Source organism: Bradyrhizobium sp. McL0616, assembly GCF_049993385.1.
Classification (GTDB): Bacteria; Pseudomonadota; Alphaproteobacteria; order Rhizobiales; family Xanthobacteraceae; genus Bradyrhizobium.
Genome location: NZ_CP188255.1, coordinates 2,822,088 through 2,838,739, shown reverse-complemented (window position 1 = coordinate 2,838,739; position 16,652 = coordinate 2,822,088). Strand labels below are relative to the sequence as shown.

The window sequence follows — 16,652 nt, the reverse complement described above, 5'->3', positions numbered from 1 at the left end:
TGATCCTCATCTCATTCTGCGGCGACGCCCGATGACGTCGCGGCGGCCTGCGCCAATTGCCGCAAGGCAAAGCGCTTCAACTTGCCGGTCTCGGTCTTCGGTAACTGCGTCACGAACTCGATCGCGCGCGGGTATTTGTAAGGCGCGATCTCGCGTTTAACATGCTCCTGCAACTCGGCCGCGAGCTGCGCATCCGGCGTCACGCCGGGCGCAGCAATGACATAGGCCTTCACGATCATGCCGCGCGCTTCGTCTGGTGCGCCGACAACGCCGCATTCGGCAACCGCCGCATGTGTCAGCAGCGCCGCCTCCACATCCGTTCCCGCGATATTATACCCGGCGGAGACGATCATGTCGTCGGAGCGCGACTGATACCAGAAATAGCCATCGCTATCCATTAGATAGGTATCGCCGGTGATATTCCAGCCATTCTGGACGTATTTACGCTGGCGTTCGTCAGCCAAATAGCGACAGCCGGTCGGGCCACGCACCGCGAGCCGGCCCATCGTACCCGGTGGCAAATCGTTGCCGGCGTCGTCGACAATCTTCGCTTCATAGCCCGGCACAGGCTTGCCGGTCGCACCGGGACGGATCTCGTCTTCGGTCGCGCTAATGAAGATGTGCAGCATCTCGGTCGCGCCGATGCCGTCCATCAGCTTGATGCCGGTGGCTTTGAGCCAGGCATCAAATGTCGGCTTGGGCAGCGTCTCGCCTGCGGAGACACACTTCCGGAGCGAGGAAATGTCGCGGCCGGGAAGCTTGCCGATCATGGCACGGTACGCCGTCGGCGCCGTGAAGCAGACGGTCGTCTTGTACTGCTCGATCGCCGTGAGGATATCGTCGGGCGTGGTCTTCTCTAGAACGACGAAGGAAGCGCCGATATGCATCGGAAACAGCACGCCGCCGAAGCCGAAGGTAAAGGCGAGCGGTGCGGAGCCGACGAAACGATCGTTCTGCTCGGCCCGCAGGATGTTGCGCGAATAGCCGTCGCACACGGCCAGCATGTCCCGGTGGAAATGCATGGTACCCTTGGGATCACCGGTCGTGCCCGACGTGAAAGCGATCAGGCAGATATCGTCGGACGCGGTATCGACGGCCTTAAACTCCGGGCTCGCATCCGCGATGAGCGCCTCAAGCGAGTCGGCCGAGCCGTTGCCCCAATAGACGACGTGCTCGAGACCGGATGCCGCAGCCTTCGCTTTCTCCATCTCGTCGGAGAGTTTTCCGTCGCAGAGCGCCAGCGTGATCTCCGCCTTCTGGATCGGATAGAACAGCTCCTTGGCGCGCAGCAGCGGCATCGTCGCCACGCAAATGCCGCCCGCCTTGATCACCGCGAGGTAGGTCGCAACCATCATCGGGTTGTTGGCGGAGCGTAGCAGCACACGCCCGCCGGTCACGAGGCCTAGCTTGCCGACCAGCACATTGGCGATGCGATTCACCAGCGCTTGCAGCTCGCGATAGGTGTAACTGACCGCAGGACTGATGACGCAAGGCGCGTCGCCGTCGCCCTCTTCGACCCAGCGGTCGACGAAATAGCTGACGCAGTTCAGGCGCGATGGATAATTCAGCTCCGGCCGCGTGAAGATGAATTCGGGCCAGAGTTCGGGCGGCGGCAGATGCTGCCGCGCGAATGTATCGACATGGGCCGTCGCGGCACTGCCGTCATACGAGCCCGACACGTAAGCCTTGGCGGCGTTGGCCATCGCACGCTCCTTTGCGCATGGAAAGCACCCGGCAGCACTAACACGAAAACATTTTAGGCTTAAAACAATTCGGCGCAATAGCGGATTTTGGGCATCCCGTGCTTTTTCCTGGGGCAAATGGGAATTGAGGCCGGTCCGCCCACCGGCCTTAACGCCGGCGGCGTGCAGCCGATTTCTGCGCCGACGCCTTTGTCTTGGCCAGGAGCCGCATCAGGTCGCGCACATCCTTTGGCGTCAAATCGGCGAAGAGATCTGCGATCCAGGTCTCGTGTTCCGCGGCCATCTTGCGAAACTCGGCACGCCCGAGTTTCGTAAGGCGGATCACCTGGACGCGACGATCCGTCTCGGACGTACGACGATCGAGATGGCCGGACTCCACGAGTCGCTCGACCAGGCCGGTGACGTTGCCGTTCGACACCATCATGCGCTTGGAGACGTCAGAGAGCGTCATGCCGTCAGGCGCCTTGTCGAGCTGCGCCATCAGATCGAAACGGGGCAATGTGACGTCGAAGCGCTGCCGCAGCCGGCCGCGGACTTCGCCCTCGATCAAGGTCGTGCAGGTCAGCAGACGCAGCCACAGCCGAAGCTCTTCGGCATGGTCCTCCGGCGTCTCGACGGCCTTGGTCTCGGAATCGAGCATCTTGATGCAGTCACTGGCGGCTGGCGTTGTCGCCGGCACGGATTCCCTAACATTTTGAGCTTCAAATAAATTCGCGCGGGCTGCAAGCCTAAAGCTGCAACAATCGACCGCATGCGAATTTCTTTAGGCTTCAAACAATTGGCGTGCCGCTTGCATGAGCGTCGCCTGCGATGGCGCGATGCGCACAGCCTTGCTTGCCGCGGCGGCCATCATCGGCATAAGCTTGGATTGGAGTACGCGGCTTGCAACGCAAGCCCGATTGTCACGGGGGGACAAATCATGAAGACGCAATTGACCTTGGCCGCAGCTGCCTTGCTGCTCGGTAGCGCGGCGAACCCTGCCCTCGCCCAGGAGAAGATCAAGCTGGGTGTGATCGTGACCCTGTCGGGACCCGGCGCCGCGCTGGGCCAACAAGTCCGCGACGGCTTTGCGCTTGCTGTGAAGGATCTCGGCGGCAAGATGGGCGGCCGCGACGTGGAGGTCGTCGTGGTCGACGACGAGTTGAAGCCGGATGCGGCCGTGACCAAGGTCAAGGGCCTTCTGGAGCGCGACAAGGTCGACTTCGTGGTCGGACCAATTTTCTCCAACATCCTCCAGGCCATCCACCGGCCCGTTACGGAATCGAAGACCTTTCTGATCAGCCCCAATGCCGGCCCATCGACTTTTGCCGGCAAGGACTGCAGCCCGTTCTTCTATGTGACGTCGTACCAGAACGATCAGGTTCACGAGATCCTCGGCAAGGTGGCGCAGGATCGCGGCTACAAGCGCATGTACCTGATGGTACCGAACTATCAGGCCGGCAAGGATTCCGTCGCCGGCTTCAAGCTCGACTACAAGGGCGAGGTTGTCGAGGAGTCCTACATGCCGCTCAACACGCTGGACTTCCAGCCGGAGCTGTCCAAGATCTCGTCGCAGAAGCCCGATGCGCTCTTCACGTTCATGCCCGGTGGCCTCGGCGTCAATCTCGTCAAGCAATACAAGCAGGCGGGCCTTGCTGACAGCATACCGGTGCTCTCGGCTTTCACGGTGGATGAATCGACCCTGCCGGCGCAGCAGGACGCGGCCGTCGGCATGTTCGGCGGCGCGAACTGGGCACCCAATCTCGACAATCCCCAGAACAAGAAGTTCGTTGCCGCCTATGAGGCTGCCTACAATGGCGTGCCCGGCACCTATGCCTTCCAGGCCTATGATGCCGCGATGCTGATCGACAGCGCCATCAAGGGCGTCAAGGGCGACCTCTCCAACAAGGACGCCGTTGCGGCTGCCCTGAAGAAGGCCGATTTCACCTCGCTGCGCGGCTCGTTCAAGTTCAATACCAACGGCTACCCGATCCAGGATTTTTACCTGACCAAGGTCGCCAAGCGTCCGGACGGAAAGTTCCAGACCGAGATCGTCCAGAAGGTTTTTGAGAACTACGGCGACCGCTATGCCAAGGACTGCAAGGCGGCGAACTAAAGCCGAGCGTCGCGTCAAGGGAGGACTGCAATGAAGAGCGAAATCACCGGCATCACGCGGGCCAATGAGGGAATCCAGGGCATCTCCTGGAACATCCTCGGCCAGACCTATGTGCCGAAGAGCAACACCGAGCACAGCTTCTCCTGGCACGCGACGCTGCCGCCGGGCACATTCGTGCCGCCGCATATTCATCCCGATCAGGACGAGTATCTCTACATGCTGGAGGGGAAGCTCGATTTCATGCTCGGCAATTCCGAATCGCAAGCGACGGCAGGCGATCTGATCCGCCTTGGCATGGGCGTGCCGCACGGCATCTTCAACAAGTCCGAGCAGACCGCAAAAGTGCTGTTCTGGGTCTCGCCGACCCGCAAGCTGTTCGACCTGTTCTGGGGCCTTCACAACATGAAGGAGCAGAAGCCGGAGGACGTTGTGGCGATGGCTGCCGAGTTCAACATCCACTTCCTGCCGCCGCCGCCCGGCGGCTAGCAGCGGGCTTTAAGCGCGCACCGCGGCGAGGCCCGGCACTGCGGCGAATCCGGCTTTGGTCGCGTAGCCGCGCACGATCGCCTCGCGCTGGGAATAGCTCAACACGTTGTCGACATTGTCGAAGCCGTCGGGCGCGAGTTGCTCGACGGCGTCGATGACGCCCTCGGGGCCGCCGCGCCGGTTGGAGCGGACGATATCAGCGGTCATCGGCAGGCGCTTCTTCTCGTACTCCATCAGCGCCTGGCGTGGGTGCTCGGCACGCACCAGCGCGTCCGCGAGGCAGCGCGCATCCAGGATCGCCTGCGACGCACCATTGGAGCCGACCGGATACATCGGATGAGCGGCATCGCCCAGCAGCGTGACGCGCCCCGACGACCAATAAGGCAGGGGATCGCGGTCGCAGGTCGGATATTCATAGAATTCCGGCGTTGCCGAGATCAGGCTCTTCACGTCGATGTAAGGCACTGAGAAGCGCGCCACATGCGGCATCAGCTCCTCGCGGCGGCCCGGTCGCGACCAGTCTTCTTTGCGCGGCGGCGGCGCATTGCCTTCGCCGACCTTCACCAGCACGGCCCAGTTGGTCAGACGGCTCGCGGGGCTCGATCCCTCGGCGATCGGATAGATCACCACCTTGGCGTTGAGGCCACCGGCCACGATCATCGATTTGCCGGTGAGAAACAGCGGCCAGTCGCGCGCACCCCGCCACAGCATCAGACCGTTCCAGCACGGCGGCCCCTCGTTCGGGAACAGCGTGTCACGGACACGCGAATGGATGCCGTCGGCGCCGATCAGGATATCACCGCGTACGGTGTGGATATGCGTGCCGGTCCGGTCGAAGAAATAGGCCGTGACGCCGCCTTCATCTTGCGTGAACGCACCGAGGCGGCAACCGGTGTGGATCGATTCAGGCCCGAGCCGCTCCTCGACGGCGCGATGGATGACGCCCTGAAGCCTGCCGCGGTGAATCGAGAATTGTGGCACATCGTGGCCGGCATCCACCCCCCGGGCTTCGCGCCAGACCTCCTGGCCATGACGATTAAGGTAATAGAGCTGGTCGGTGCGGATCGCGACGTCGTCGAGCTTCTGCAAAAGGCCGAGGCCTGCGAGCTCGCGCATGGCATGCGGCAGCGTGTTGATGCCGACGCCAAGCTCGCGGATGGTGTCGGCCTGCTCGAAAATCTCGCAACCAATGCCACGCGAGCGCAACATCAATGCCGTGGTGAGACCACCGATACCGCCGCCGACAATAATCGCCTTCATCGCCCTCAACTCCACTCAAAACATGCCAGGCAATGGGTCAAATTCGCACGGGCGGTCACTCCGCCGCAAGCGGCTTTGTTGCCTCCGCCTTGAGCTCGGCCCGGGTCTTCGGCTTAGCCTTAATTCGCAGCTCCTCGAGATCCTGCCTATCGCGGACACTATTGCGGAAAATCTGCTCTTTTCCGGGCAGATATTGCGGCGGGCAGAACGCCCCGTTCGCTCCGTACCAGGCCGCGGCCTTCATGGTGAAGAAGGGGTCGACCAGATGCGGCCGCCCAAGCGCGACGAGGTCGGCCCGGCCGGCAGCGAGGATGGTGTTGGCCTGGTCCGCGGTCGTAATGTTGCCGACGCACATGGTGGCCACGCGTGCCTCGTTGCGGACCTGGTCGGAGAACGGGGTCTGGAACATACGCCCGTAGACCGGCTGCGCATCGCGCACAGTCTGTCCGGTCGAGACATCAACGAGATCGACACCGGCTTCGGCAAAGGCACGGGCGATGGCGACGGCGTCGTCGCCGTCGATGCCCCCCTCCGCCCAGTCGGTCGCAGATATACGCACCGACATTGGCTTGTGCGACGGCCACACCGCACGAAGCGCCTCAAAAACCTCAAGCGGGAAGCGCAGGCGATTGGCGAGGGAGCCGCCATACTCGTCCGTGCGGGTGTTAGTCAGGGGCGAGATGAAGCTCGCGAGCAGATAACCGTGGGCGCAGTGCAGTTCGAGCATGTCGAAGCCGCAGCGCTCGCCGCGCTCGGCCGCCGCGACAAAGGAATCTCTCACCGCCTTCATATCGGCGCGATCAAGCTCACGCGGCACCTGGCTGTCGGGGAAATAAGGCAGCGGCGACGCCGAGACCACCTCCCAGCCGCCCTCGTCCAGCGGCCGGTCCATGCCGTCCCACATCAGCTTGGTCGCACCCTTGCGGCCGGCGTGTCCGAGTTGCAGACAGATTCTCGCGGCCGAGTTGCCGTGGACGAAATCCACGATACGCCGCCACGACGCCTCCTGCTCGTCGTTCCACAGACCGGCGCAGCCAGGCGTGATCCGGGCGTCGCTGCTGATGCAAGTCATCTCCGTGAAAATCAAGCCGGCGCCGCCAATCGCGCGCGATCCGTAGTGCACCAGGTGAAAATCCCCGGGAACGCCCTCCTTCGCCGAATACATGCACATAGGCGACACCACGGCGCGGTTGGCGATCTCCATCTCGCGCAGTCGGATTGGCTGGAACAGCGGCACCATGGGCTTGTTGGTATCGACATCAAATCCATTGCCACGAACCTGCTTGGCAAACGATTTTTCGACCTCGGCCACGAAATCCGGCGCACGCAGCTTCAGATTATCATAGGTGATCGCCTTCGAGCGCGTCATCACGCCGAAGGCGAACTGGACGGGATCGAAATCCCAGAAGCGATCGACGTGCTCGAACCACACCAGCGAGACGTCGGCGGCGTGCTGAGTCTTTTCCACTTCTTCACGGCGGCCGTGCTCATAGACGTCCAACGCCGCCTCGATGCTGGGCGCATTCGCGATCGCCTCAGCCAGCGCGATCGCATCTTCCATCGCGAGCTTGGTACCGGAACCGATCGAGAAATGCGCGGTCGCCTTGGCGTCGCCAAGCAGCACCATGTTGTCCTTGACCCAGCGCTTGCTGCGGATCATCGGGAAATTGCGCCACATCGAGCGATTGGTGAGAAGCTCGTGACCGTCGAGGAACCAGCCGAAGATCTCGGCCATCCGCGCGGCGGATTGGGTTTCGTTTAGCCCCGTTAGTCCTGCTCGCTCGAACGTCTGCGGATCGGTCTCGAAAATCCAGGTCGAATGGCCGGCCTCGTACTGATAGGCGTGGGCGATGAACGGTCCCCACTCGGTCTCCTGGAAGATGAAGGTGAAGGCATCGAGCGGCTTGGTCGAGCCCATCCAGGCGAACTTGTTGGTGCGGAGGTCGACTTCCGGCTGGAAATGATCGACGTGCTTCTCGCGGAAGCGGCTGTTGATGCCATCAGCCAGCAAGATCAGATCGGCATCAGCGAAGCGCGACTCGTCGTCGATGTCCGCCTCGAAATGCAAGTTGACGCCGAGCTCACGCGCCCGCTGCTGGAGGATCAGGAGCAGCTTCTGCCGGGAGCACCCGCAAAAGCCGTTGCCGCCGACCCGATGCACAGTGCCGCGGAAATGCACGGCGATGTCGTCCCAATATGCGAATTCCTGGGTGATGCGGCGGTAGCTCGGAAGATCGTGCTTCTCGAAATTGTCCAGCGTGGCGTCGGAGAAAACTACACCGAAGCCGAAAGTGTCATCGGCGCGGTTGCGCTCATACACATTGATATCGGCGCTGGGGCGCTGCTTCTTGAGCAGGATCGCTACGTAGAGACCCGCAGGTCCACCACCGATGATCGCGACTTTCATGGGAGCCTCGCCAATTCACCCGGCCATGAAACTATTTTAAGCCTAAAATAATTTCGCGCAAGTCCCCGTTGCTGCCCATCCGCAAGCAAAGCTCCCTATTCAGTCGCCCCTGAAGACCGGCTTGACCTTGTTGGCGAACGCCTCGAAGGCGCGCGCGAAATCCGCCGTCGTCATGCACAGCGCCTGAGCAATGGCTTCCGCCTCGATCGCCTCTTCGATAGACATCGCCCATTCCATCGCCAGCATCCGCTTGGTCATGGTGTTGCCGAAGGTCGGACCTTCCGCGACCTGCTTGGCCAGCAACTGGGCCTGGGGCAGCACCTGCTCCGGCGTCACGATGCGGCTAAAGAAGCCCCAGCGCTCACCCTCTTCCGCGGTCATGAATCGCCCGGTGTAGAGCAGCTCGGAGGCACGGGACTGCCCGATGATCCGCGGCAGGATCGCGCAGGCACCCATGTCGCAGCCGGCAAGCCCCACCTTGTTGAACAAGAAAGCGACCTTGGCGCCACTCGCGGCGAGCCGCATATCCGACGCCATGGCGACGATCGCGCCAGCGCCGGCGCAGATGCCCTCGACCGCGGCCACGATCGGCTGCGGACAGGCCCGCATCGCCTTGACGAGGTCGCCCGTCATCCGCGTGAAGGCGGTGAGCCCCTTGGTGTCCATCTTCACGAGCGGGCCGATGATCTCGAACACGTCGCCGCCGGACGAGAAATTGCCTCCGGCGCCGGTCACGACAATGGTCTTGACCGCATCGTCGAACGCGCAGGCGCGGAAGAAATCAGTCAGCTCCCGATAGCTCTCGAAGGTCAGCGGATTCTTTCGTTCGGGACGATTGAGTGTCACCGTCGCGACACCGTCGACCACGGCCAGCAGAAAGTGCTCGGGCGAATAGTCCGCGAGCGGCACGGTCACGGGATTGGCAGGTCTGCTCATGCGATGTCCTCTTTGTTCCGAGCCGCTAGATTTCGCCGCCGGCTACCGCGATCGCCTGACCGGTGATCGCGCCAGCGCCCTCACCGCACAACCAGAGCACGGCGTCCGCCACCTCCTGCGGCGTGATCAGGCGCCCCTGCGGATTGTGCTTCGCAAGCTCGGCAATGGCCTGCTCGCGGCTGCGGCCGGTTTTCTTCATGATGTTCTCGATGCTGCCGGCGACCAGATCGGTATCGGTGAAGCCGGGACACACCGCATTCACAGTCACATTGCTCCCGGCCATCTCGAGGGCGAGCGAACGGACGAGACCGACGACGGCGTGCTTGGCCGCGGTGTACGCACTGACATAGGCATATCCCTTGAGCCCGGCCGTCGAGGCGACCGCCACGATCCGCCCATAGGGACGATGCTTCATGCCCGGCAACACACCGTGGATCGCATGGACCACGCCCATGAAATTGACGTCCATCATCCGCGCGAAAAGGGCGCTATCCGATTTCGAGAACGGCGCCGACTCGGCGCTGCCGGCGTTGGCGATCAGAATGTCGATCGGCTTTCGCGCATGCACTTCGGCAATGGCTGCCTTCAACGCGGCTTCGTCAGAGACGTCGGCGACGGCGGCAAAATGCGCAGCGCCTGCACTCACGGCCTCCTCAAGGGTTGCTGCGTTCCGGCCAAGCACCGTGACGGTGGCACCAGCTCCAACGAGAGCCGCCGCAATCGCCCGGCCGATGCCGCGGCCACCACCGGTCACCAGCGCGTGCGGCGAATGCGGCAATCCGGACATGCGCGGGCTCCCTGACGTAACTGCTGGCCTATGCTTCGATATATTTTAAACTTCAAGCTTTTGCAACGAAGCGTACTCGTGACCTCCGGGAAGGCTATGCACCCGGCGGCCCGAAAATTGCTTTAAGTATAAAATTATCTCTTCCCATCCCTCACAAGCCTGTTAGCATCACCGGGCCAAGCAAAAGGATATCGCGTGTCGCAGCCCGCGCCGATGATAACAAAGGATGGTCGCTTCGCCTATGAAGCCGCAGGCGATCCGGGCGCGGTCCCTGTGATTTTCCTTCACGGCATTGGCGGCGCAGCGCGGGCATGGCGGCGCCAGCTCGCCACATTCGGCAACCGCTTCCTCGCGATCGCGTGGGACATGCCGGGCTACGGTGGGTCAGCGCCGCTTGGCGGCGTTAGCATCTCTGCCCTGGCCGATGCGCTCCAGCAATTCATCACGCAGATCGATGCAACCAATCCTATTCTGGTCGGCCATTCCATCGGCGGCATGATCGTCCAGAAATTGCTGGTTCAGTCTCCCAAATTGGCACGCGCCGTGGTGTTGGCGCAGACTAGCCCGGCCTTCGGCAAGGCGGACGGCGATTGGCAGAAATCGTTTATCGCAGCGCGGCTTGGGCCACTCGATCGCGGAGAGACGATGAAGTCGCTGGCGCCTTCCCTGGTGAAGGAGCTTGTCGGCGACGAGCCAGATCCAAAGGGGATGGAGCTTGCACGCGAATGCATGGCAAGCGTGCCGGAAGCGAGCTATCGCGCCATGATGCTGGCCCTAATCGGCTTCGATCAGCGCAGCACGCTCAAGGATATTTCCGTACCAACGCTGCTGCTGTCCGGCTCAAGGGACAACAATGCGCCCGCTCCCATGATGGCGAAGACGGCGACTTATATTCCTTCGGCGGAGCATGTCGAGCTGGCCGGCGTGGGCCACCTCGCAAACCTGGAACGTCCGAACGCTTTTGACGAGGCTCTCGGCCGGTTTCTTGACTCCGTCGCGACTAAACGAGGGTGATCGCGCAATGACCATGCAAGTCAGCAAGACCATTGGCGCCAGCGACAGGGTCGCACTGGATGCGCCAATCTTCGATCCCGTCGCGTTCCGCTTGAGCGAGGAGCAGACCGGCATCATCGCCCGCGCCCGCGAGATCGGCCAGAGCGTGTTCGCGGACCGCGCCGCGACCTATGATCGCGAGGCGATCTTCCCGACCGAGAATTATCGCGACCTGCACCGTGTTGGCCTGCTCGGCATCGCCGTCCCCAAGAAGCATGGCGGGCTCGGCGCGAACTACCAGACCTACGCTTTGGCAGCAGCCGAGATCGGCCGCTATTGCGGTGCCACTGCGCTCACATGGAATATGCATGTCTGCTCGACCCTGTGGTCGGGCCCGCTCGCCGACGATCTCGATATGGACGGGGAGACCCGCGCCGAGCACGAGCGGCGGCGCGCGGTCCATTACAAACGCATCGTCGAGGACGGCGCGATCTATTCGCAGCCTTTCTCGGAAGGCGGCGCGGCGGCCGCGGGCGGCGTTGCGTTCGGTACGGAAGCAAAGCCCGTCGAGGGTGGCTGGATCGTCAACGGCAAGAAGATCTTTGCATCGCTCTCCGGCCATGCCGACTATTACGGCGTGCTGTGCACCGAGATCGAGGAAGGCGCGAAAGCTTCGCGCCGCAACACGCTTTACTTGGCAATCCCTGCCAAATCGCAAGGCGTTTCAGTCGTCGGTGATTGGGATCCACTCGGCATGCGCGGAACGATCTCGCGAACGCTTCTGTTCAAGGACGTGTTCGTACCGGACGATTCCGCGTTGATGCCGCGCGGCGTCTATTTCCAGGCCGCGATGCGCTGGCCGCACATGTTCCTGACGCTGTCGCCGACCTATATGGGCCTTGCGCAGGCCGCCTATGACTTCACCGTGCGCTATTTGCGCGGCGAGGTGCCGGGCATGCCACCGGTCAAGCGCAGGATGTATCCGACCAAGCAGATTGCAGTGGCGCAGATGCAGATCAAGCTGGAGCAAATCAAGGCGATCTGGTTCCAGGCTGTCACCGAGGCGCGCGCCAATCCGAGCAAGGAGCAGGTGCTGCGCGCCTATGCCGCGCAATATTCGGTGATGGAAGGCGCCAATGAGCTGGCGGCGCTCGCGATCCGAACCTGCGGTGGTCAGGCCATGCTCCGGTCGCTTCCGCTGGAGCGCATCTATCGCGACAGCCGCTGCGGCTCGCTGATGCTGCCCTGGACAGCCGAACTCTGCCTAGACCGGCTCGGGCGTGAGGCGCTGTACGAGGCCGGTGAAACGGACGACTGACGGTGGACCTCTGTAGTCTGATCGACCGCAACGCGGCGTTCGCGCCAGACAAGATAGCCATCGCCTTCGAAGGGGAGCGGCTGAGCTACGCCGCATTCGCCGCGCGCATCGAACGGACTGCCATGGCGTTGAAGCAGGAGCTCGGCGTCGGCCGCGGCGACCGCGTCGCGATTCTGAGCCTGAATCGGCCGGATTATCTGGTCCTGCTCTATGCGTGCGCACGGCTCGGCGCGATCCTGGTGCCGCTGAACTGGCGGCTCGCCGTCGCCGAACAGCTGTTCATTCTCTCAGATGCAGGCGCGAAGGTACTCATACTCGAGCAGGCATTTGAGGGTGTGCTGCCCGAACTCACACCGGGGATGGCCGTTATCGGCCTCGACTTCAAGCCGCCGCACGGCGCAGCCTTCGATGATTTACTGGCGGGCAACAGAGTTAGCGGACGCAACCCACACACCGATCTCTCCTGCCCACTTCTCATCGTGTACACGTCCGGCACGACCGGACGGCCAAAGGGCGCGGTGCTGCGTCAGGAGGCGCTGTTCTGGAACGGCGTCATGAGCCAGCACATGCACAACATGACATCCGACGATCATGTGCTGACCGTGCTGCCGTTCTTCCACGTCGGCGGTCTCAACATCCAGACCACACCGGCGCTCCAGCTTGGTGCGACCGTCACGATCCATGCCCGCTTTACGCCGGATACGGCGCTCGCGACCATCGCGCAGGCACGACCGACACTGACCGTGATGGTGCCGGCGATCATCCAGGCCGTGACCGAGCATCCCGCCTGGGCCAGCGCCGATCTCTCGTCGCTAAAAGCCGTCGCCACCGGCTCGACCATCGTACCGCCGCATCTGATCGATCGTGTCGTCGCACGCGGAGTTCCGGTGCTCCAGGTCTACGGTTCGACAGAAACCTGCCCCATAGCAGTGTACACGCGGCTTGGCGGCGATCTTTCGCGCGCGGGATCGACCGGTCTTGCCGGCCTGTGCTGTGAGGCAAAGGTCATCGATCAGGGAGGCCGCGAGGTGCCGGCGGGCATGCCGGGCGAGATCGCGGTGCGTGGGCCGAACGTAATTTCTGAATATTGGGGCAATGCGGATGCCACGCGCGACGCGCTGCAAGATGGCTGGTATCGCACCGGAGATATCGGCCTGTGCGACGCCGACGGCTATTTCTGGGTGCGCGATCGCAAGAAGAACATGATCATTTCCGGTGGCGAAAACATCTATCCGGCCGAAGTCGAACGCGTCCTGCTCGAACACCCCGATGTCAGCGAATGCGCCGTAATCGGCAGGCCGGACCAGCGCTGGGACGAGGTGCCGATCGCCTATGTGATCCGCCGATCCGGCTGCCGCCTCGAAGCGGACGAGCTGAAGGGGCACCTTCAGGCCGAGCTCGCGCGCTACAAGGTGCCGCGCGACATTATCTTCGTCACAGACCTCCCGCGCACGGCGCTGGGCAAGGTTCAGCATTTCCTGCTCAAGCAGCTTGATGCGCAGTCGCGCGCGCAAGGAGGAGCATCTTGAAGATTGCGGTACTCGGTGGGGGAAACGGCTCTTTCGCAGCCGCGGGCGACTTTGCGCTGTCGGGGCATGATGTCCGGCTGTGGCGCCGCGACACGGACCAGGTTGCAGCCCATCGTGACGCAGGCTCGCGCATCCTGGTGAAGGATCATAACGGCCGCCATGACGTGAAGCTCGCGCTGGTCACAGCAGACATCGCCGAGGCCGTCGACGACACGGAGCTGATCCTGTGCCCTTCCCCCGCTTTCGCGCAACCGGATATCGCGCGTTTGCTTGCTCCGCATTTGCAGGACGACCAGGTGGTATTTCTGCCACCGGCTACATTCGGCTCGATGATCTTCGCGCAAGCCGCACGTGACGCCGGCAATCGCGCCAAGGCGAGCTTCGCCGAGACCGGCACGTTGCCCTGGCTGACCCGCAAGCACGGGCCGTTCGAGGTCGCGATCACCATCCGCGCCAAACGACTGCCAGTCGGCGTTTTCCCGCTCGATCGAGCTCCGCAGGCCCTCGAAGTGATCGGACGCGCCTTCCCTGGCGCGATCGAACCGTGCGGCGACGCGCTCTCTGGCGCACTGATGAATGCCGGCCCCGTCATCCATCCGCCACTGATCGTGATGAATGCGGGTCCGATCGAGCACTTCGAGCGGTGGGACATTCACAAAGAAGGCACGCAAGCTGCGATCCGCCGGGTCACTGACGCGCTCGACGCGGAGCGGATGGTGGTGCGTGAAGCACTCGGATATGCCGCGCCGCATTTCCCGCTCGCCCACCACTACGCCAAGGAGGGCGAAATCTGGATGTATGGCCGCGGCTCGCATGACCGCCTGACTGACTCCGGCGACTGGCGCGAACGCATCGTCCTGACCGAGCATCGCTACATGCGCGAGGATCTGCGGCTTGGATTATCGCTGCTGGTCTCCGTCGCAGGTCTCGCGGGTGTGGCCACACCGCTGGCCAAGGCCTTTCTGGCGATCGGCGGAGCGATCTGCGGCGAAGATATTACACAGGGCGGCCGAACGCTCGAAACGCTGGGCCTTGGCGGTCTCCACAAAGCCGAATTGCAGACGTTGCTTCGCGAGGGATTCTGACTGATGACCATCCGCGCCAACATCGCCTGTCTCGGGGCTGGCCGCATGGGCCGTGGCATCGCCGTCGCATTCGCCTACGCGGGACACACGGTCACCATGATCGACGTCAAGGCCCGTTCCGCGGAAGAATTCACCAGGCTGGAAGCGGACGCGCTCGGCGAGGTTCGGAAAACATTCGCCAGCCTGTCGAGCCTGGGGCTACTGACCGAGGCAGATGTCGAGCCACTCATCGCGCGGGTCTCGGTGGTGCCAGCCCGCGAGAGTGGAGCAGCGCTGACCGATGCCGGAATTGTCTTCGAAGGCGTGCCTGAGGTCGTCGAGCTTAAGCGCGAAGTGCTAGGGTCTGCCTCGCGGCAGGTCCGCCCCGACACGATCATCGCGTCAACGACATCGACCATTCTGGTCGACGATCTGTCCGACGCGATCGAACAACCTCGCCGCTTCCTCAACGTGCATTGGCTCAATCCGGCCTATCTGATCCCGCTGGTGGAAGTTTCGCCCGGCAAGGCGACCGACCCCGCCGTCATCAGCGAGGTCAAGGCGCTGCTCGAGGGCATCGGCAAGGTGCCGGTGGTCTGTGCAGCTACGCCCGGCTTCATCGTCCCGCGCATCCAGGCACTCGCGATGAACGAAGCCGCGCGCATGGTCGAGGAAGGCGTCGCCAGCGCGGAAGAGATCGACAAGGCGATCCGCTACGGCTTCGGCTTCCGCTATGCGGTGCTCGGTCTGCTCGAGTTCATCGACTGGGGCGGCGGCGATATCCTGTACTATGCCAGCCGCTATCTTGAGGGCGCGCTTGGCAGCGACCGCTATCGCGCGCCGGACGTCATTTCACGAAACATGCATGAAGGCCGGATCGGCCTGCGAACGGGCGCAGGCTTTCTCGATTATTCCGGCCTCGACGTCGATGCCTATCGCGCGAAACGGCTTCAGGCCATGGTCGATCTGCTCCGGCACTTCGACCTGGCTCGGCCGCCGGTCCTCGATCGCAGCTAGCCAAAGACGTCCTGGAGCACACCTTCTCGCACCACGGCGACCCCGTCGAGTTCGATGGTCGTTCCCATCATCGGCAGGTCGAAGTGGCCTGCCGTATAGCGGCCCGCAAATTCGTTCGCACCGGTCGAGAACAGGAAGTTGCCGGGGACGGCGCGAATCTCCGTCCCGTTGGTGTCGCGCTGGTCGTACATCGACAGCGCTTCATAACGCGCCCCTGGATTCATGCCGAAACCGACATGTGAGACGGCGTAGGCCTCCCGATCGCCCCACGCGGCGAGATAGGCGCGCATCATCGCCGCATCCGTGCCCTCGCCTTCCAGCTCAACCACATAATCGTCCTTCAGCGTCATCTTCACCGGGGACGTCAGGTAGCGCTTGAAGGTCAGGTTGATATCGCCGGGCGCCATCACCAGCGTGCCGTTGATCGTCCCGCTCTTGGGAAAGCTGACGACGATGCCGCCCGGCCAATGCGCCAGCGTGCCAGGCTTGTCGGTCCAGCCCCAAACGCCGACCGTGGAAGCTCCGACCATATCGACGTCAAGCGCGGTCCCCGCTTTTGAGGTGACCCGCATCCGCTTGGTCCCCCGCAGCATCTTCGCCGCCGCCCGAACGCGCTTCTCGAGCGCCGGGTCCGGCACCATGCGTTCCAGCGCCTCGGGGTGCTCGTTGGAGATTACCAGGATCCGCGCGCCGGCCTTCAAAATCTCCGGTGTCTCTACCGCGTGCATCAGGCCCTCGATGGTGCAATCCACCACAAAGCCCGCCTGCTGAAGCGCGCTGATGACCGGCCCAAGCCGCTGGATCGCCTCGCTTGCCCCCGTTGAGCGAACCGGAACGACGTTGCGGTTGCGCGGAGTCGGCATCACCACGTGAAACGGCTTTGCCCCCATGCGCAACAGCGCAAGCTCCGCCAGATGCACATTCAATGCGCGCGACTGGGTTTCCGACAGGATCGCGGCGGTATCACCGGCCTTGACGGCGCATCGCTCAAAAATCTCGCAAAATGCGTCGATCCATTTTGCCTCGATGCGATCAGCCAGCATGATTCACTCCCAGT

14 protein-coding genes are annotated in these 16,652 nt (G+C 63.0%); 7 read left to right on the top strand and 7 right to left on the bottom strand.

Annotated features, from left to right (window positions below; genetic code table 11):
* Positions 1–11: 11 nt before the first annotated feature.
* Both ACPPVR_RS13470 and ACPPVR_RS13465 read right to left on the bottom strand, forming a co-directional pair.
* Positions 12–1,703, bottom strand: a complete 1,692-nt coding sequence (locus ACPPVR_RS13470) for a benzoate-CoA ligase family protein (protein WP_426614689.1) — start codon at positions 1,701–1,703, stop codon at positions 12–14.
* A 148-nt stretch (positions 1,704–1,851) separates the two neighbouring features.
* The gene (locus tag ACPPVR_RS13465) at positions 1,852–2,343 is read right to left on the bottom strand and encodes a MarR family winged helix-turn-helix transcriptional regulator (protein WP_426616098.1); all 492 of its coding nucleotides are present in this window, start codon (positions 2,341–2,343) and stop codon (positions 1,852–1,854) included.
* A 279-nt stretch (positions 2,344–2,622) separates the two neighbouring features.
* Here ACPPVR_RS13465 and ACPPVR_RS13460 point away from each other — a divergent pair, with 279 nt between their 5' ends.
* Together ACPPVR_RS13460 and ACPPVR_RS13455 are read left to right on the top strand one after the other, a co-directional pair.
* Positions 2,623–3,798 (top strand): ABC transporter substrate-binding protein, encoded by a 1,176-nt coding sequence (locus ACPPVR_RS13460; RefSeq protein WP_426614688.1) that lies wholly within the window; start codon positions 2,623–2,625, stop codon positions 3,796–3,798.
* A gap of 30 nt (positions 3,799–3,828) precedes the next feature.
* Positions 3,829–4,284 carry a cupin domain-containing protein gene (locus ACPPVR_RS13455; protein ID WP_007601580.1) on the top strand — a complete coding sequence of 152 codons (456 nt, stop codon included), beginning with the start codon at positions 3,829–3,831 and terminating at the stop codon, positions 4,282–4,284.
* A 9-nt stretch (positions 4,285–4,293) separates the two neighbouring features.
* Here the strand turns inward: ACPPVR_RS13455 and ACPPVR_RS13450 are convergent, their stop codons facing one another.
* The 4 genes from ACPPVR_RS13450 to ACPPVR_RS13435 form a co-directional block, all read right to left on the bottom strand.
* On the bottom strand, positions 4,294–5,544 hold the full coding sequence (locus ACPPVR_RS13450) for a flavin-dependent oxidoreductase (RefSeq protein WP_426614687.1): 1,251 nt from the start codon (positions 5,542–5,544) through the stop codon (positions 4,294–4,296).
* A gap of 55 nt (positions 5,545–5,599) precedes the next feature.
* Positions 5,600–7,951: a bifunctional salicylyl-CoA 5-hydroxylase/oxidoreductase gene (locus ACPPVR_RS13445; RefSeq protein ID WP_426614686.1), complete on the bottom strand. Its 2,352-nt coding sequence runs from the start codon at positions 7,949–7,951 to the stop codon at positions 5,600–5,602.
* 99 nt (positions 7,952–8,050) lie between these two features.
* On the bottom strand, positions 8,051–8,887 hold the full coding sequence (locus ACPPVR_RS13440) for an enoyl-CoA hydratase family protein (RefSeq protein WP_426614685.1): 837 nt from the start codon (positions 8,885–8,887) through the stop codon (positions 8,051–8,053).
* 25 nt (positions 8,888–8,912) lie between these two features.
* Positions 8,913–9,674: an SDR family NAD(P)-dependent oxidoreductase gene (locus tag ACPPVR_RS13435; protein ID WP_426614684.1), complete on the bottom strand. Its 762-nt coding sequence runs from the start codon at positions 9,672–9,674 to the stop codon at positions 8,913–8,915.
* A 195-nt stretch (positions 9,675–9,869) separates the two neighbouring features.
* Between ACPPVR_RS13435 and ACPPVR_RS13430 the strand changes: the two genes are divergently transcribed.
* The 5 genes from ACPPVR_RS13430 to ACPPVR_RS13410 are packed head-to-tail and all read left to right on the top strand — an operon-like array spanning position 9,870 to position 15,595.
* A complete protein-coding gene (locus ACPPVR_RS13430) occupies positions 9,870–10,688 on the top strand; it encodes an alpha/beta fold hydrolase (RefSeq protein ID WP_426614683.1) in 819 nt (272 codons plus the stop codon).
* 7 nt (positions 10,689–10,695) lie between these two features.
* On the top strand, positions 10,696–11,985 hold the full coding sequence (locus ACPPVR_RS13425; RefSeq protein WP_426614682.1) for an acyl-CoA dehydrogenase family protein: 1,290 nt from the start codon (positions 10,696–10,698) through the stop codon (positions 11,983–11,985).
* Between the two features lie 2 nt (positions 11,986–11,987).
* Positions 11,988–13,514 (top strand): class I adenylate-forming enzyme family protein, encoded by a 1,527-nt coding sequence (locus ACPPVR_RS13420; RefSeq protein WP_426614681.1) that lies wholly within the window; start codon positions 11,988–11,990, stop codon positions 13,512–13,514.
* A complete protein-coding gene (locus tag ACPPVR_RS13415) occupies positions 13,511–14,599 on the top strand; it encodes an NAD/NADP octopine/nopaline dehydrogenase family protein (RefSeq protein ID WP_426614680.1) in 1,089 nt (362 codons plus the stop codon). Before ACPPVR_RS13420 ends, ACPPVR_RS13415 begins: the two co-directional genes overlap by 4 nt.
* Positions 14,600–14,602: 3 nt before the next feature.
* Positions 14,603–15,595 (top strand): 3-hydroxybutyryl-CoA dehydrogenase, encoded by a 993-nt coding sequence (locus tag ACPPVR_RS13410; RefSeq protein WP_426614679.1) that lies wholly within the window; start codon positions 14,603–14,605, stop codon positions 15,593–15,595.
* Here the strand turns inward: ACPPVR_RS13410 and ACPPVR_RS13405 are convergent.
* A complete protein-coding gene (locus tag ACPPVR_RS13405; protein ID WP_426614678.1) occupies positions 15,592–16,638 on the bottom strand; it encodes a peptidase M29 in 1,047 nt (348 codons plus the stop codon). The genes ACPPVR_RS13410 and ACPPVR_RS13405 overlap by 4 nt on opposite strands.
* Positions 16,639–16,652: the final 14 nt, after the last annotated feature.

Bases quoted from the DNA above. Each gene is read 5' to 3' on its own strand.
- ACPPVR_RS13470 (WP_426614689.1), bottom strand. From the start codon at position 1,703: ATGGCCAACGCCGCCAAGGCTTACGTGTCGGGCTCGTATGACGGCAGT.
- ACPPVR_RS13465 (WP_426616098.1), bottom strand. From the start codon at position 2,343: ATGCTCGATTCCGAGACCAAGGCCGTCGAGACGCCGGAGGACCATGCC.
- ACPPVR_RS13460 (WP_426614688.1), top strand. From the start codon at position 2,623: ATGAAGACGCAATTGACCTTGGCCGCAGCTGCCTTGCTGCTCGGTAGC.
- ACPPVR_RS13455 (WP_007601580.1), top strand. From the start codon at position 3,829: ATGAAGAGCGAAATCACCGGCATCACGCGGGCCAATGAGGGAATCCAG.
- ACPPVR_RS13450 (WP_426614687.1), bottom strand. From the start codon at position 5,544: ATGAAGGCGATTATTGTCGGCGGCGGTATCGGTGGTCTCACCACGGCA.
- ACPPVR_RS13445 (WP_426614686.1), bottom strand. From the start codon at position 7,951: ATGAAAGTCGCGATCATCGGTGGTGGACCTGCGGGTCTCTACGTAGCG.
- ACPPVR_RS13440 (WP_426614685.1), bottom strand. From the start codon at position 8,887: ATGAGCAGACCTGCCAATCCCGTGACCGTGCCGCTCGCGGACTATTCG.
- ACPPVR_RS13435 (WP_426614684.1), bottom strand. From the start codon at position 9,674: ATGTCCGGATTGCCGCATTCGCCGCACGCGCTGGTGACCGGTGGTGGC.
- ACPPVR_RS13425 (WP_426614682.1), top strand. From the start codon at position 10,696: ATGACCATGCAAGTCAGCAAGACCATTGGCGCCAGCGACAGGGTCGCA.
- ACPPVR_RS13410 (WP_426614679.1), top strand. From the start codon at position 14,603: ATGACCATCCGCGCCAACATCGCCTGTCTCGGGGCTGGCCGCATGGGC.
- ACPPVR_RS13405 (WP_426614678.1), bottom strand. From the start codon at position 16,638: ATGCTGGCTGATCGCATCGAGGCAAAATGGATCGACGCATTTTGCGAG.